Below are 15,290 nucleotides of genomic sequence, written 5' to 3' on the forward strand. Positions count from 1 at the left end.
TAGCAGCGATGGGCGCAAGCCCTAGCCACCGGCGAAGCCGTAAACAAATTTTGAAATGATATTTAATTCTTTAAGGCTTGCTTCGGATGCTAGCGTAAGACGAGGGAAGGCGTAGTTTGCTACGCCGACCGAAGTCAGGCGCAGCAGACGGAGTGAGACCTAAAGAATTAAAAGAAGCCACCGCCCCATGGGCCGCCTTTTTTGCGTTTCTTCTTAGGTTTCCCACCAAGCCCAGGAAGATTCGGCATTCCACCTCCCCCCATTCCTGGCATACCAGGCATCCCCGGCATTCCTCCACCTTTCATCATTTGAGAAAGTCCACCCATCATCTGCTCCATCTGCTTAAACTTAGCAATGAAGTCACGAACCTGAGCCTCAGTATTACCTGAACCTTTTGCAATTCGTTTAATGTGAGAGTCTTTCATGATCTTATAATTGTCGCGCTCTTTCTTTGTCATCGAGTTGATGATAACGCGCATTCTTTTCATTTCATTTTCAGCAGGTGTTAAGTCACCTACTTGCTTAAGCATACCACCCATACCAGGGATCATTTTCATGATTGATGCCATCGAACCTAAGTTCTTCATCATATCCATTTGCTTCATGAAGTCGTTAACAGAGAATTTTCCTTTCTCTAAACGCTTCATCATGCCTTCAGCATCATCCTTATCAATTGCAGCTTCTGCTTTTTCAACTAGAGTTAGAACGTCTCCCATATCAAGGATTCGCCCAGCAAGACGATCTGGGTGAAAGAGTTCAAGATCTTTCATCTTCTCACCAGTTGAGATGAACTTGATTGGAACACCTGTTACGTGCTTGATTGATAGTGCGGCACCACCACGAGCATCAGAGTCCATTTTTGAAAGAACAACACCAGTAAGTCCTACCGCCTCGTGAAAGCTCTTAGCTACGTTTACGGCCTCTTGACCAGTCATTGCATCCGCAACCATTAGAACTTCAGGATTAAGTCCCTCTAGGCTTTGGCGAACTTCTTTGATTTGTCCCATTAGCTCTTCATCAACGTGAAGACGTCCGGCCGTATCAATGATAACAACTTCTTTACCATGCTCTTTTGCGTAGGCCATGGCATCTGCAGCGATATCTTTAGGGTGCTTTCCAAGGTCTGAATCGAACCAGTCCATATTCATTGACTTAGCAAGAGTGATTAGCTGGTCCTTGGCAGCAGGTCTGAAAGTATCGGCAGGAACAAGAAGAACGTTCTTCTTTTCTTTCTTTGTTAGGAAAAGTGAAAGCTTACCAGAGAAAGTTGTCTTACCTTGACCGTTTAGACCAACAACAAGAATTGGAGTGATACCGCCCTCAACATAGTTAAGCTCAGTATTCTTATCCCCCATCGTTTTTGCAAGTTCATCGTGAACGATCTTAATGAATTGCTCTTCAGGGTTAACACCTTTGATAACCTTTTCACCAAGAGCTTCTTCTTTAACGTTGTTGATGAAATTCTTTACAACCTTAAAGTTAACATCAGCTTCTAGGAGCGCAGTCTTTACAAGTTTTAGAGTATCTTCAATATTGCTTTCAGTAATCTTTCCCTTACCCGAGATATTCTTAAACGCTTCTGAAAACTTATCACTTAAATTATCAAACATTCTTGTCGTCCTTATTTTATTTTATTCAAAATTATTTCTAAACATTCACTTGGGTGCGTGGCCCAGTAGTCAGCACTATGATCGCCAAAGCCATCTTTCGTGATTCCACTCTCCCAAAGAGCGCCAATTGATTCAACACCAAAGCCTCTTGCACCTTGCGTATCCGTGTAGCTATCACCAATCATCATAATCTTATTCTTTGGCAAATCTTCAAGCATCTCACTTAGCCCCTGAGGGTGTGGCTTAGGAGTCGTATCATCAAGACAGCGAAGTTCCAAGAAGTGCTGAAGTACATTTTGGTCATCTAAGATTCTAAGAGTTGACCTGCGATCACGTGCCGTCCAAACATAGAGTTGGAATTCGTGATCGAGAAGATCTAAGATTAGCTTCTTCATCCCGTCAAAGAGCTTGTAGTTATTGCTCTGCTTTGCTGTCACTTCTTTCCAAGTCGTCATAAGCTTGTTTCTCTGTAGCTCAGAGTTGACTGGATCAAGGCCAAATTGATTTGCCGTATAAACAAGGTCTGGTCCATATTTTGAACGGGCCTCATCAATCGATACCTCACGATTTAAAATAATCGTCATCATCTCGGCCACGGCACAAATAACGGCCTCTTTAGATGAAACTAAAGTTCCGTCACAATCAAAAACAATATATCCTCTTGGATTCTCAAAAAACATTAGTAATTATTTCCAAATTATTGAAATATGTTGACCTAATTCTAGCTACTTGCTAAATAAACGCATGGCCAATAATCGCACTTTTTCACCATCTCTTCAAGCTAAGATTGACACTCTAATGGCACGTCGCCCAAAGGTCAAACTTGGTAATATTTCATTTGATTCACCACTTTTATTAGCACCGATGAGTAGTATTTGTACCGCTCCATATCGTTTATTGATGGAAGAGCTAGGATGCGGTGGGACAGTAAGTGAGCTCGTAAGCTGTCACGGAATCAATTACAAGAATGAAAAGACGGTGAAGATGCTTGAGATTCACCCACGTGAAAAGAATATTGGACTTCAACTCTTTGGTGAAGACGGCTCCGCAATGGCCGAGGCCGCAAAAGTGGCCGAAGAAAGAGAGCCAAAGTTTATCGACATCAACATGGGTTGCCCAGTTCGTAAAGTTGTAACAAAGGGTGGTGGTTCCGCTCTTCTAAAAGATACATCAAAGCTTGGAAAATTCTTTAATCAAATGAAGAACGCTATTGAAGTTCCTCTTACAATTAAAATTAGAACTGGTTGGGACGAGAATTCAATTAATGCCCAAGAGGTTATTCATATTGCCAAAGAAGAAGGTGTTGAATTCGTTGCTATTCACGGTAGAACAAGAACTCAAGCCTATAAAGGCTCTGCTAATTGGGATCTACTTGAGAGTATTGCCGAGACTTCTCCCCTGCCAATTATTGGTAACGGAGACCTTCACTCTGCGCCTCTGACAAAGCAGCGCCTCATGGCAACTCGTTGCCAGGCACTGATGTTAGGACGTGGACCTCTTAGAAATCCATTTATATTCCTAGAAAGCTTCTTAAATGAAGATGATGATATCAGCTTCACTCCAAGTGACTACCTTGAAGTCATCGAGAGATTTCGTGATTATATGGAAGAGTACACTGATCGCGAAAGAACAGTTCTTATCACCCTTAGAAAGAATATCGTTTGGATGGCCGCAGGCTTCCCAAATGTAACTCACTTTAGAAATGTAATGTTCCAAACACCTGATATCGAAGAAACGATGAAGGTAACACGTGAATATTTCGATGCCATAAAAAATGATCATAAGAAATTAGATCTAACTCAGGCCTTTATGGCCGGAGGACACGGCTAAGACTCCGAAATCACTTCTCATACTAAAGTTTTCCACTTGAAATGTCGAAGAGGCGTAAGTGGAGATAGTGTAAATTACTTTATACTTAATTTTAGAGATGAAGAGACTTTTCAAAAACATTTTCAATACAGTACTCATTAGTACGTTAGCCTTCAATGCGACGGCTTCAGATATGTGTACAGACCTTGAAACTGAAATCTCTGCCATTCACGAAAAACAAGACCAAATGAAGAAAGACGATAAGGCGGACTCTCCTACTCTTATCGAACTCAAAAAAATTCGCGACGCTCAAATGGCCCAAGTCGTTGCCCTAAGAGCACTAAAGAAAATTCGCAATGAATACCTAAGCTTTAAAAAAGAAGCAGAAGTTCTAGATGTCGCAAAGTTATTTGATACAAATACGGCCGAGGCCTTAAAAGAGCTTGAAACTCATACTCAGGCAGTCACAAAATATGCTGTCATTCATTCGACAGTGTCAGCACTAGCAAAGAAGCAGGCCGCAAGTATTGCTGAGAATAACAAAGAAGAGAATGCTTTTGTAAAACTCTTTAATCACCTAAAGGACGGAAACGGAAAAGATCTCTTCTCTTATGTTAAGTCTGCGTGTCGAGGAAAGGACGCTAGTGTACAAAAAGAATGTGAGGTCTTTAATGATTTTACAAATAACTTCGAAATGGACCAAGGCTATGAAGATATGGCCAAGGATACGATTAATAATTATGGTGTTATCCTGCAAAAGATTTACGCCGGAAGCGCAACTGAAAATGATGCAAATGATTTCCTAGAGGCTCACCTAGAAGCTCTTAAGGACGATACTGTAAACATTGCCTTAACAACGACAAAAGAAGGAACACCTTCAATAAAAATCAACACATCAGGAAATAGCTTAAATCTCCTCTCTCATAATGATCAGCTTAAGCACTACTATGAGAATACTATTTTAAAGCTGTACGAAGAAACTTTTGACCATAATGATGACCCTAATATTTTCAATACTCAACAAGGTTCATACGCTTCATTCTACTTAGATAGTGGAATCTCTGATCAGTCATTTAGTGATCTATCAACAGCACTAACTGGCCTTAAAAGTTGTCGTATTAAAATCAAAGAGTGTGATGCAAGTGGTGACCTTGAAAAAATCAAGAATGCTATTAACGACTCTAGGGCGGCAATTGGAAATTACAATACACTTGAAAGTATCTCTCTATACCCGAGTGAAGAAGAAAAGCAGGCAGATAAAAAGAGAAGAGATGACCTAAAAAATGACATTCACTCTTTCTTAAAAGATGCTAGTGACAAGGTCGAGGCCTTAAATAAAACAAGTAAGAGTAATCACAACTTTGGTCAAATCTTAGCGGATAACCTTGCAGAGCTTTGTCCTGGAACACCAGGAGCTTCAACAACAGATATTCTCTATGGTTGTGTTGAAAGTGAGTTGAATGACGAAGCTTTAAATCAAAAAATCAAAGAACGTGAAGAGGCCCTAGGCGACGTTGAAAAACAGATAGCGACGATTTTCACAACAAGGCCAATGAAGGATTTAGAAGTTCTAAAAGCCTTAAACTTAAAAACATATAAGCTAAACTGTAGTGGCTTTAAAGAAGCTAATATCTCTTGTATGCCAACGCTCGAAACTGGTAATGAAGGTATTTCAATTCTCACAAAATTAAGTGATGGAATGGATGACAAGTTAATCACAGAGGACTACTCTCGCTACTTCTACGGTGAGCAAGAGCCAAATGATTATCGTATGACAGATCGATACCTACAAGATTACTGCCACAAGAAGAAGAATAAACGCTGTAATGGTGCTGTGGTTGAGAATGGAGCTAATGGTAACGACGAAGACAATCGTGGCGATGAATTCGATTACGCCTGTCGTGCCCTACACGTTCGAACTTGTAACCTAAAGAAGAACTCATTTGCTCATAGTAGTGTTCAACTTGAAAGTAACGAGTATTTTGACTGGGATCCAGTCTCTGAAAGAATGGTGAAAAGAAAGCATAGAAAGAGCTTCTGGCCTCAAGTTGCCATGTATGCTGCTCAAAATTCTTATGCCTTCATCGGTCCGATGATTTCAACACAACAGCTTAGGGCCCAAATTCCAGGCCATATCTACACAGGTCGCGTGCAACAGCAACAACTCGCCTACCAACAACAATACTATGATTGGTATATGAATAAGCTCGACCTCTCTAGACAGAGAATGTTTAGTGGTAGCAACAACCCGTTCTATAGCTCATATGATTTCTATGCCAATTATGGCTACAGCTTCTAACTGGCCCTAAATCGCACAAATTCTTGTCGTCTAAATTAGTTTCACCTCTAAACAAGAGGGTTTCAAACCTCGTCATATCAATAACTTAGAGCGAACTAGGTATTTCTTACCTTTTCTTTAATATCAACAGGTTAATATAAAGAAAGGCTTCGAATTTCACGAAAAGTGAATGGGTAGGAAAATGTAAACCAATGAAATTTAAAATAAGTTTACTCACATTCATAAGCACACTGATGCTCCTTACATCTTGTATGGAAGCGGCCAATAACCGCCGCTCTAATCTAGATTCAAACGACTCGGAACAAGAGTCTTCAGATTATATTGTCGAAAATCCTACAGACCCTTCATGGTATGCCAAAGGCCAATATGTTGATGGTGCCCTAACCCTTAACTCTGAAGATACGGGAAGTATCTATCTTGTTGGTGGAATTGTTAATAACTACATTGTTTCACAAGATAAGAAGAACTCAGTTTTCTGTCTAATTGGATCAATTAATACAGCAAGCTCAACGGGAGTCGATAAGAAGCCTCAAGTAAGACTTGTGGCCACTCCTATTAAGTCGAGCAAGTCGCAAGAGACAAGTTTAAGAGTTAATATTGCCAATGCTGCTGACAACGCTGCTTTTTGTGGTGGAAACAATATCGTAAGCTATACTTCGACAGGCTCATCTGTTTTAGTTGATGCAAATGAAGCGGCCTATAGCCTTGCGACGATCTGTCCAGAATGTTCAACAAGTTTTACAACGATAACTCTGACACTTCATGAGTCAGTTTCTGGTATCTTAAAACAAGCACCAGTTTCAAGTACATCTGTGAATCTTTCGGGCCTATCGATCACAACGAATGTTAATGGATCTTCTACAACACCAGGTGGTAGTTGTACGAATACTTCATGTCAGCAACAAGGTTATAATTGTTGTCTGAATGGCCAATGTGTTATTGATGGTGAAGTTCGCCCAGAAACTGATCAAAATAGCTCCCAGTACAAAACTGCTCTAGCTGAGATTCTAGAAGATGCTAATAGCTTCAAAAATTATCCTGAACTATTCTATGTATGTCCGATTAATATCGACCCAGATGAAAATGATGATGACGGTTCTGATGGTGACCCAATCGACGATGCTAACCAACAGCTATTAAAAGATATTGAAGACTATAAGTGCCTACTTGGACAACTCGATAGTTGTGATCCAGATCTCGATAGCGTTCGTGTAAAAGTATGGCAGAAGTGTGGATGTTCATTTGAGCCAACTTATATCGGTGGTGAACTACAGCTTGACTCTCGATGTATTGATTACGGACTAAAGGCAGAAAAGAATGCCAACGGAAATATTTTAAATATTCAATGTGATATTCCAGTTCTAGAAAATGAAGATAAGCCTTTTCAAAATTTATCAGTTCTAGTTTCAGGAAAGAGTGCCCCTCACCGCTTCTTCTCTCTTGCGGGAACTCCTTATGATGACCTAACTGAGATTCCAGAAGGAACAAATCAAGAGGGAGATACATTCTACTACCTAGATGATGCCAATAAGGCAGGGCCTTTAGAAACTTCATATAATATGAATGCAGTTATTGGTCAGATGACACTTGATCTTCAACAAGCACAACCGGCCAAGGCCTTAGATGTCGAAGTTGATAAGGTTTATATCGTTTCAGTTACAAGTGGCTACGCGACTCCTTGTCCATACTGTCAGCAAGATGCTTGGCAAAAAGTATTTAGCTCACAGCCTGAGACAAGTAAGGGTTACGGTCTAACTTGGCGTGGCTATACAACTGACCGTGCACAAATTGGAAGTAATACAACATACGGAAACTATGAAGATACTATTTTTGGACGTGCATGTTGGGTTCCTCCAACGATGCTACCTAGTTCACATATTAGTTATGCAGATGCCGGTGTTCAAAGAAGAAATCGTCTTGAAACTCAAGCGGCCATGTTTGTTAATGGTTATCAAAGAGATTGGTATGGTTTTAATCAAGGAGCACTTATTGGCTCATTTGATGGAGTTTCGTGGTTCTCTGTTGGAGCAGGAAGACGTGTTCGCTCAACAACTCAAAAGCTTTTTCTAGCAATCAATGCTCCATTTGCAGACCTTGCTCAGAATACAAATTATACAGTATCAGTGATCGAAGACCTTGGTGGACAAACAGCAGCAGATTACGACTGGGACTTTTCAAAAGACCCATCAGCGGCAGGACAAGGCTATGGTGCTAGTTGCCAGTATATGCATGCCTGTAATGTTGATAGTGACTGTGTTGCCAAGCTTGGCTGGGAATATGCCTGTGCCCAAGTAACGGATGTTAAAACAAATTGGCCTAAATTTGATATTGATGCCTTTGAAAGAAATAACTATTCGAGAGAAGGTGTTTCACTCTCTTCTATCCTAAATACAAATATTAGTAGTGGGCAAAATAAGAGATGTGTTTACCGTGGAGCTGGTTCTCTTTGTAAACTAAGTCCAACAACGAATGTAAAGAAATCAACTCATACAAAGCTTCTAACTTGTGCGCCAAATTTTTACTGTGCGGCGCTCGATTCAGCAAGCTTTTCAAAAGAACTTATTCGCTCACCTAATGAGCCAACAGCAATTCTCTATGGACAAGCGGCCAGCATTTTAGGTCGACCAATTACTTATAGTAACCGCGGGGAAGAGTTACCGACAAATATTCAACAGGCCATTGCTGCTAACCTATCGATTTACGCAGCATCTGGAACATTTGGCCCAGGTGATGTTGGACTTTGTGTTCCAGGACGATCAACTGATACAACAAATGGCTTTGAAAGCCGTCACGAGTCTGAGGATAATAAGAATCGTACCGACTATATCTCTCAAATCGCTTCTTGTAATGAAGATGCAACAGGAGTAAATCGTACACGTTCATGTCCAGTATTTGATACTGATGGAAATTATGTAACAGTTGAAGATGCTTCAATCAATGTACCTTCTGTTTTACAAAATATGTGTTCAGCTGCTTCAGTTGACACTGACGAGTCCTCTTCTTTCAAATCAATTGAAGCAGGACTTGTCCAAGATATCCTTCAACTACAAACAGAAACACTTGCAGCAAATGCCTGTATTAGAAGAGCAGGAGCTGTTTGCCATACAAATTTAGACTGCGGACCTAACCGCCTTCATGCAGATGTTGCCAGAGGGCTCTCTCCTTCTAGCTTTGGTGACACAATAGCAGAACAGAAATTTTGGGAAGAAGAGCTAGTATGTGGTCAAAGCCAACAAGAGCCTCTACTTAATACAATTCTTGCTGGTAGTTATTATAACTACGACATGGGACAAAACCGTTGTTGTCGTGAAATCTCAAAAGACTTCACAATGTACACACAGGTTGAGACAAATACGTCATTCCCTGGTTATGACTCACAAAATGAGGCCTTAAACACAAGAACAACATCTAATGACTCTCCAGATGCAACAGGACGCTATTCACGCTATATTGCTTCAGAGACTTATAACACTAGTTCAATTGAAATGAAGATTGAACCAGGAGCTCTACCAGATACTGGTCAGGCCCTAATCATCAACGAAACAGGACAATCAAATTGTTGTGGTGGTGGTTTCATTAGAAAATTTGAAGATGGAACAAATAACTGGACTGCTGGTGGACGCTTAAACCTTTCACCGACAAAGTTAGCATGTCTTAACTACTCGATGAAGTCTTGGCGTGAAGAGCTTCAACCACTCTATCGTAATAATTGGCTAATGGAGTACTCTTTCATGAGCTCAATTGGTGGATACCGTACTTATAATGGTGAAGTTGGACAGCCGTTTGTATGGCTTAGACCAGGTGATCCTATTGGAAGTATTCAAGCAAATATTGATCCAAGCTCTAGTGCAACACCTGAAAATATCAATACATCTTCACCTATTGATGGGCGTATTAGCTTCTACCCTGCTGATGAGTCAGGAACGCTATTTAATACGAAAATCGCATTTGGACTTTATCAGAACACAGGTTTTAATGATACATTCAATGCACCTTACTCACCAGTCGTTGTGAAGCCAGCTGGTTTCAATAACCCTATTGCCCCGGCACTTGGAGCTGATGATCTTGAGCAACAAACTCTTGCCATCTATATTCCTGACTACGTTAATAGTGCAACAATAAATGATGTTATCCTGAACTATATTACAGATCCTGATGCGACAGACTTTTCAGATCTATCAACTCACGATGAAGCAGCCATGACAGAAGTTATCTGCCCATCGGTTGCAGGTGCAGAACTTGCTCTTGCATCAATTGGTCAACCTGCCTACTGTACAGTAACTGAGAATAATCTAAGATATATGTTCTTTAGAATTAATAATGACTTACTTTCTGCGCCGACACCGATGCAGATTGGTTGGGTTTCTTTTAGATATGACTTCCCTGCTAGTGCCTTTGGAACTATTCCTGGTGGTCAAAAGTACTACGAGAGTATCTTTGAAAGATATGAACTTCTTGGTGTACCTCAAGTAACGTATGAGGCCATTCGTTGTAATGATGAAAAGGCAAACCCATTAGCACATACTTCAAATGAAGGACGCCTTGTTGAAGGTATCTATAATGAAGTAAGTGATCCATTCTTTACAGATCCTGATCGAATTCCTGCAACTGATCCTAATATTGGAACTGCTGATGATATTGATAACCAAGTCTATTACAAGACTGATGGATCAACGATTGCCCTACCACAAATCTTTGCGGCAAACGATTTTAAGTGTTGTTCAAAGCTTGGAACAAATGTCACAGATCCAGGTTCAATGTGTTGTTCAGGTTTTGGTGTCTTAAACGAAGATAATACATATGAGTGTCGTCTCCCTAGTGGGACAAATATCAACACATATCTAAACCTATTTATCTCATCAGAGGGTATCGTAACAGAGAGTGCGGATATGTCACTTGACCCAGAAAAGCATTATGACTTAAGAACAGGGTTTCCACTTGTTGAGGGTGCCAATGCTGATCAAGTAAAATCAAAACTAAATCAAATCGGTAACCGTTTCTGTCAGCTTGGGAAAGTGAGAACAGGTAGCGCCTTTGATAATTACTATCCACAGCCTGCTGCTGGTTATTTTACAGAAGATACACAGCTACAAGGCTATAACTCAATTGTCGATTCAATGGATGACTTAACAGCAGATGATGCGAATTACTCAAGCTTCATTAAAGGTTTCCGTTGGAATCACCACTTCTACTGTGAATAAGATTCAGACACTGTTCATTTCTTAGACAGCACAATCTTCACACCTAACTAAAATTCAACAACTTGGCCTTTCCGTTTTTTGGCACACCTATTGCTTTATACATAGTATCTAATTTTAAAAATGAAAACCAAATGGGGAAACTATGAAAAAGCAAAATCTATCGACACTGATTAAAGTTGCCATCTTCACTGGATTAATTCCACTTTCGACTTATGCAAATATTTGTACGATTGTGGAGAGAAAATTTGAAAGAAAAGGTTTTGAGAAGATTAGCGACTTCGATAAAGATTTCCAAGAAAGGTACAATAAATATAAAGAAAGATGTGATCTAGAAAAGTATAAGATCGCAGAAGAGAAGTTTCAAAAGAAGCAAACGAATATTGCAAAGGATGAGCAGAAGCATGCTGACTTCATCAAAGATCGTGAGTCAATTGAACTGACAACAGAAGACCTAAGAGACTACTATGATAACTCACCTATTATCGCTTACCGTGCATCACTAAAGTATAAGGTGTTTGACGGTAACAAAGAAATCTATCTGCAAAAGATTTCTGATGCAAATGCAATTTGCCAAAATATCTTAGGAGACAAGAAAGCAAAAGCAAAGAGTGCACTCGTTTCAATTGCTGAAAAAGAGCATATGGGACAAGTTCACACACCTCAAGAAGTTAGTGATCAACTAGAATCAAGATTTGATGGTGCTGGTTCTTCAGCGGCCTTTAAAATCACAAAAAGAGGAATCTTTGATCTTGGTGACAATGTAGAGTCAGGAACTGTTACAGAAGACTTTGAAACATCAAGAAAAGAGCGTATGGAATTTAATGCAGACCTTAGAGTTCTACAGGCCAACGGAAAAATTTCAACATTTGCAAGTGATATTAGAGCGCTTGAGTTCTCGAAACTAGAATGTATTAACAACCCAGTAAATGAAAAAGATACTTTAGATGATATTGAAACAAAGACTACGATTGAAACAAGAGTAAACTCTGCAAAGATTGATAGCGATGAAGATGAGCAAAAAGTTATCGTAAAATTTGAAGCTCAAGAAAAGCAAAACTTCATGGCCCAGAAAGGAAATAGTGATCGTGTTAATCCAAATCAGCCAACGATCAATGATATCCGCAGAGGTGAAACAACAGAAAAGTACACAGTTGATGATCAAATTGACTTTATCCTTGGAGGAAAAGTTAACTCAAGATCACAATAATAAAAATACCCCTCCCCCCTTTAAAGGCCCGCATTAAGCGGGCTTTTTTATTTTGAGAAATATTCAAATTCCATATACAATTTAGATATGAATAAATACTTAAAAGCACTTCTCATTACTAATATCGCTCATTTTTCGATTGCGCTAAGTCCTCAAGTTCCACCAAATGTGATTGAAGAGGTTGAGTTTAAACCTCATATGGTTGAACACCTTATACAAGGGTGTCCTGAAAATTCAGAGTGTACAACAAAAATGGGTAGTATATCAGAGAAGTTTAAGAAGACTTTCTTAAAAGGCAGTCTTAAAATGAAAAAGGATTTTGCAGCTAAGCATGGCCTTCCTTTCACTTTCTGGACAACTCTCCCAAAAGACAATGATACGATCACCTACCAATCCAAGTGTAATTTTCATCGTCCCCAAAAAGATAAATTTGGAAAGATCATAAACGATAGACAACCAATCTACGAAGGGATCAGATTTCTTAAAAGCACAAAAGAATTAAAAAGTTCTCAAGATATTCTGCCTAATATTATGCTTAAAGAAGGACAAGAGAAGCCTATTATTATACCTCGTCACACTCTTCCCTTTTATACAAATGGGGACGCAATCTTCTTTCAACAAGAGTATCGCGGGGTCGATTTTAAGTTTAAAGTTGAAAATGAGAAAGTCTCTCTCTACACACAAGCTTTTGTGAATCATGAAATACAAGGTGCCGTTTGCAGTGAAGAGCTCTTAACTAAGTTTAAGGAAATCAATAGTCAAAAGCTCTACCAGAGTGCATATTGTAAGCTTATCTATGATGTAAGAGCGAAGAAGTACTTTCGCTATATTTTTGGATGGAGCTGTTAATTGCAACAGAAACAAATAGAAGAAATTGAGCTTTGTGTTTATAACCTAGAGAATCTCTTTATCAAGGATGCTTTTGATCATCCACCAAACCTCAACTACTTCAAGTCACCATTAAACCTTAATCAGCTTCGTACTGTTTTTAATGAAGTTAACGCTGATATCTATGCACTAACAGAAATTGGCTATATTGAAAGCCTCCATTACTTCAATGATAATTACTTATCTAACGAATATGAAGTCTATCACAACCAAGGCAATAGCGACCGTGGAATCGAGAATGCTTTTCTTGTAAGGAAAGGGCTTCCTTTTTATTTTGAGCATCTATCTCATACAGAAAAGGAAATCGAATTTAGCTTACACGATGAAGATGAGACTAATTACTTTCTTTCAAGAGACTTCTCTCACCTGCGAATCTTTAAAGATCAAGAAAAGACACAACATATAATGAGTCTATTGAATGTTCACTTAAAGTCACAACGTGATGATGACACCGGTCATGACTTTCGCTCAGCGAGACGAAGAAAGGCCGAGCTTGAATTATTAGTTCACGTCTATAAACAAGAGTGTACTCTCTACAATGAAACCCCAGTCATTCTATGTGGTGACTTCAATGGCAATGCTTCAAGCGAGAATACGGACGAAGAATTTTCTTCACTTTATAGTGAAACAAATCTCAAGGATGTTTTGGGAATCTTCCAACTCCCACTTGAATATCGAACGACCTTTTATCAATTTGTCGGCCAGGCAGCACACCCACTACAACTTGATTACCTCTTTATCGATGAAAGATTTAAATCTCAAATTACAGATGCGGCCGTTTACCGCTATCGCAATTCTGTGGGTAAGGTATTAGGCCCGCCGCGCAAACGCTCTGATATTTGGAATAATCCTTCAGACCACTACCCTGTTTATGCAATTTATAAGCTATTGAAATAAGATTGAAGAATCTTAAAATTACGCGATGCAATTGCAAGGATGAAAAAGATCATTTAAAAAATTTTCTATGCATCAAATTACACAACACATACTAATCTGGCTTATTGCGTTACCAACTTTTGCAACATCTGTTGTTGCTATTAGTGATAATCAAATTGATATCAACCATGTTGATCTTAAAGGTCAACTCTATACAAATCAACTTGAGTATAGCAATGGCAAGGATAGCGATCACAATGGCAAAGTCGATGATCTTAATGGGTGGAATTATATTCAAAACTCGGGAGAGGTTTTTGATTCAAGCCTAATTGGTACTTTTGATCCAAGAGTTTTTGAATACTACGAAGTTAGAAAAAAGAAGACTCTTAAAACGGCCACTGAGAGTGAACTTGAGTGGTACAAAGAAATTCGTAAAGACGATGATTTCATGGATAGCCGAGATGACTTCTCTTCATATACTCACGGCTCACACGTTGCTTGTTTGGCCATGAATACAAAGGCCCTGCCTTACGAAATAAATTCTAATGATATTCAATTTCTACCTATTCGCTATCTCGGAGATGATCCAGTTGGTCTATTTGCAAAGAAAGATTTTGTTCCTAGCAAGTATAAGAAGTCATATCTTAAGATTAGAAATATTGAAAACTATCTTACTTATTATCAGGACTGGATGATCGCTAAAATGAGTGAGACAGTGAAGTACTCATCAAAGTTTTCTCATATTTACCATGCCTCTTGGGGACAGAGCTGGGAGCCTGCCTATGATATGATCAATGGCCACTTCCAAGAAGAATTCGACCTGAGTGAAAAAGAAGTTAATAAAAAATACGAAAAGCTCATTACTCAAATGCGTGATGACTATATGAATGGATTGATGAACAAAGGCCTGGCAGTTGTAAAAATGTATCCAAAAATGCTCTTTGTTTTCTCTGCTGGAAATAAAAAGGATGATACCGATACACTTCTTCACTACCCTTCGTCGATCATTGCAGACAATGTGATCTCAGTAGCAGCAATTGACGAACACAATAAAGACAAGGCCTACTTTTCTAATTTTGGAAAGAAGACTGTGACGATCTTTGCACCAGGAGTTGCTATTAATTCATGTACTCCAGGAGATCGCTATATTCCAATTAATGGTACATCTCAAGCTGCACCACAAGTGACGAATACTGCAGCAATGATCTTTGCCATGGCCCAATACTACAAGAAAGACATTGAAGCATCTGTGGTTAAAGACATACTGGAGAAGTCGGCCAAGAAGCTGACTACTTTAAGCAACCTTTGTACAAGTGGTGGAACCCTTGACCACGAAAGAGCTTTAGGGCTTGCTCGTTATTATTTTAAATAATATCTAAGCTAAATATTCATCTAAAATG

The 15,290-nt window shown here is 39.3% G+C and carries 9 protein-coding genes; 7 read left to right on the plus strand and 2 right to left on the minus strand.

Annotation, left to right across the window (positions count from 1 at the left end):
• Nucleotides 1-167: 167 nt before the first annotated feature.
• Nucleotides 168-1,610: a signal recognition particle protein gene (gene ffh / locus ABMA72_RS03780; protein ID WP_392856227.1), complete on the minus strand. Its 1,443-nt coding sequence runs from the start codon at nt 1,608-1,610 to the stop codon at nt 168-170.
• 11 nt (nt 1,611-1,621) lie between these two features.
• Complete coding sequence (locus ABMA72_RS03785) at nt 1,622-2,290, minus strand: HAD family hydrolase (protein WP_392856230.1); 669 nt, start codon at nt 2,288-2,290, stop codon at nt 1,622-1,624.
• A gap of 64 nt (nt 2,291-2,354) precedes the next feature.
• Between ABMA72_RS03785 and ABMA72_RS03790 the strand changes: the two genes are divergently transcribed.
• The 7 genes from ABMA72_RS03790 (at nt 2,355) to ABMA72_RS03820 (ending at nt 15,262) form a co-directional block, all read left to right on the plus strand.
• Nucleotides 2,355-3,440 carry a tRNA dihydrouridine synthase gene (locus tag ABMA72_RS03790; protein WP_392856233.1) on the plus strand — a complete coding sequence of 362 codons (1,086 nt, stop codon included), beginning with the start codon at nt 2,355-2,357 and terminating at the stop codon, nt 3,438-3,440.
• Between the two features lie 97 nt (nt 3,441-3,537).
• A complete protein-coding gene (locus ABMA72_RS03795) occupies nt 3,538-5,718 on the plus strand; it encodes a hypothetical protein (protein ID WP_393056126.1) in 2,181 nt (726 codons plus the stop codon).
• Between the two features lie 191 nt (nt 5,719-5,909).
• Nucleotides 5,910-10,919 (plus strand): hypothetical protein, encoded by a 5,010-nt coding sequence (locus ABMA72_RS03800; RefSeq protein WP_393056128.1) that lies wholly within the window; start codon nt 5,910-5,912, stop codon nt 10,917-10,919.
• Nucleotides 10,920-11,061: 142 nt separating this feature from the next.
• Nucleotides 11,062-12,126, plus strand: a complete 1,065-nt coding sequence (locus tag ABMA72_RS03805) for a hypothetical protein (protein WP_393056130.1) — start codon at nt 11,062-11,064, stop codon at nt 12,124-12,126.
• A gap of 87 nt (nt 12,127-12,213) precedes the next feature.
• A complete protein-coding gene (locus ABMA72_RS03810) occupies nt 12,214-12,975 on the plus strand; it encodes a hypothetical protein (RefSeq protein ID WP_392856242.1) in 762 nt (253 codons plus the stop codon).
• Entirely contained in the window at nt 12,976-13,911 is a 936-nt protein-coding gene (locus tag ABMA72_RS03815; protein ID WP_393056132.1) for an endonuclease/exonuclease/phosphatase family protein, read from the plus strand. It abuts the gene before it with no gap.
• A gap of 67 nt (nt 13,912-13,978) precedes the next feature.
• Complete coding sequence (locus ABMA72_RS03820) at nt 13,979-15,262, plus strand: S8 family serine peptidase (protein ID WP_393056134.1); 1,284 nt, start codon at nt 13,979-13,981, stop codon at nt 15,260-15,262.
• Nucleotides 15,263-15,290 lie beyond the last annotated feature (28 nt).

The organism is Halobacteriovorax sp. CON-3, assembly GCF_043196995.1.
In the GTDB taxonomy this organism is placed as follows: domain Bacteria; phylum Bdellovibrionota; class Bacteriovoracia; order Bacteriovoracales; family Bacteriovoracaceae; genus Halobacteriovorax_A.

Bases quoted from the DNA above. Each gene is read 5' to 3' on its own strand.
- ffh (WP_392856227.1), bottom strand. From the start codon at position 1,610: ATGTTTGATAATTTAAGTGATAAGTTTTCAGAAGCGTTTAAGAATATC.
- ABMA72_RS03785 (WP_392856230.1), bottom strand. From the start codon at position 2,290: ATGTTTTTTGAGAATCCAAGAGGATATATTGTTTTTGATTGTGACGGA.
- ABMA72_RS03790 (WP_392856233.1), top strand. From the start codon at position 2,355: ATGGCCAATAATCGCACTTTTTCACCATCTCTTCAAGCTAAGATTGAC.
- ABMA72_RS03795 (WP_393056126.1), top strand. From the start codon at position 3,538: ATGAAGAGACTTTTCAAAAACATTTTCAATACAGTACTCATTAGTACG.
- ABMA72_RS03800 (WP_393056128.1), top strand. From the start codon at position 5,910: ATGAAATTTAAAATAAGTTTACTCACATTCATAAGCACACTGATGCTC.
- ABMA72_RS03805 (WP_393056130.1), top strand. From the start codon at position 11,062: ATGAAAAAGCAAAATCTATCGACACTGATTAAAGTTGCCATCTTCACT.
- ABMA72_RS03810 (WP_392856242.1), top strand. From the start codon at position 12,214: ATGAATAAATACTTAAAAGCACTTCTCATTACTAATATCGCTCATTTT.
- ABMA72_RS03820 (WP_393056134.1), top strand. From the start codon at position 13,979: ATGCATCAAATTACACAACACATACTAATCTGGCTTATTGCGTTACCA.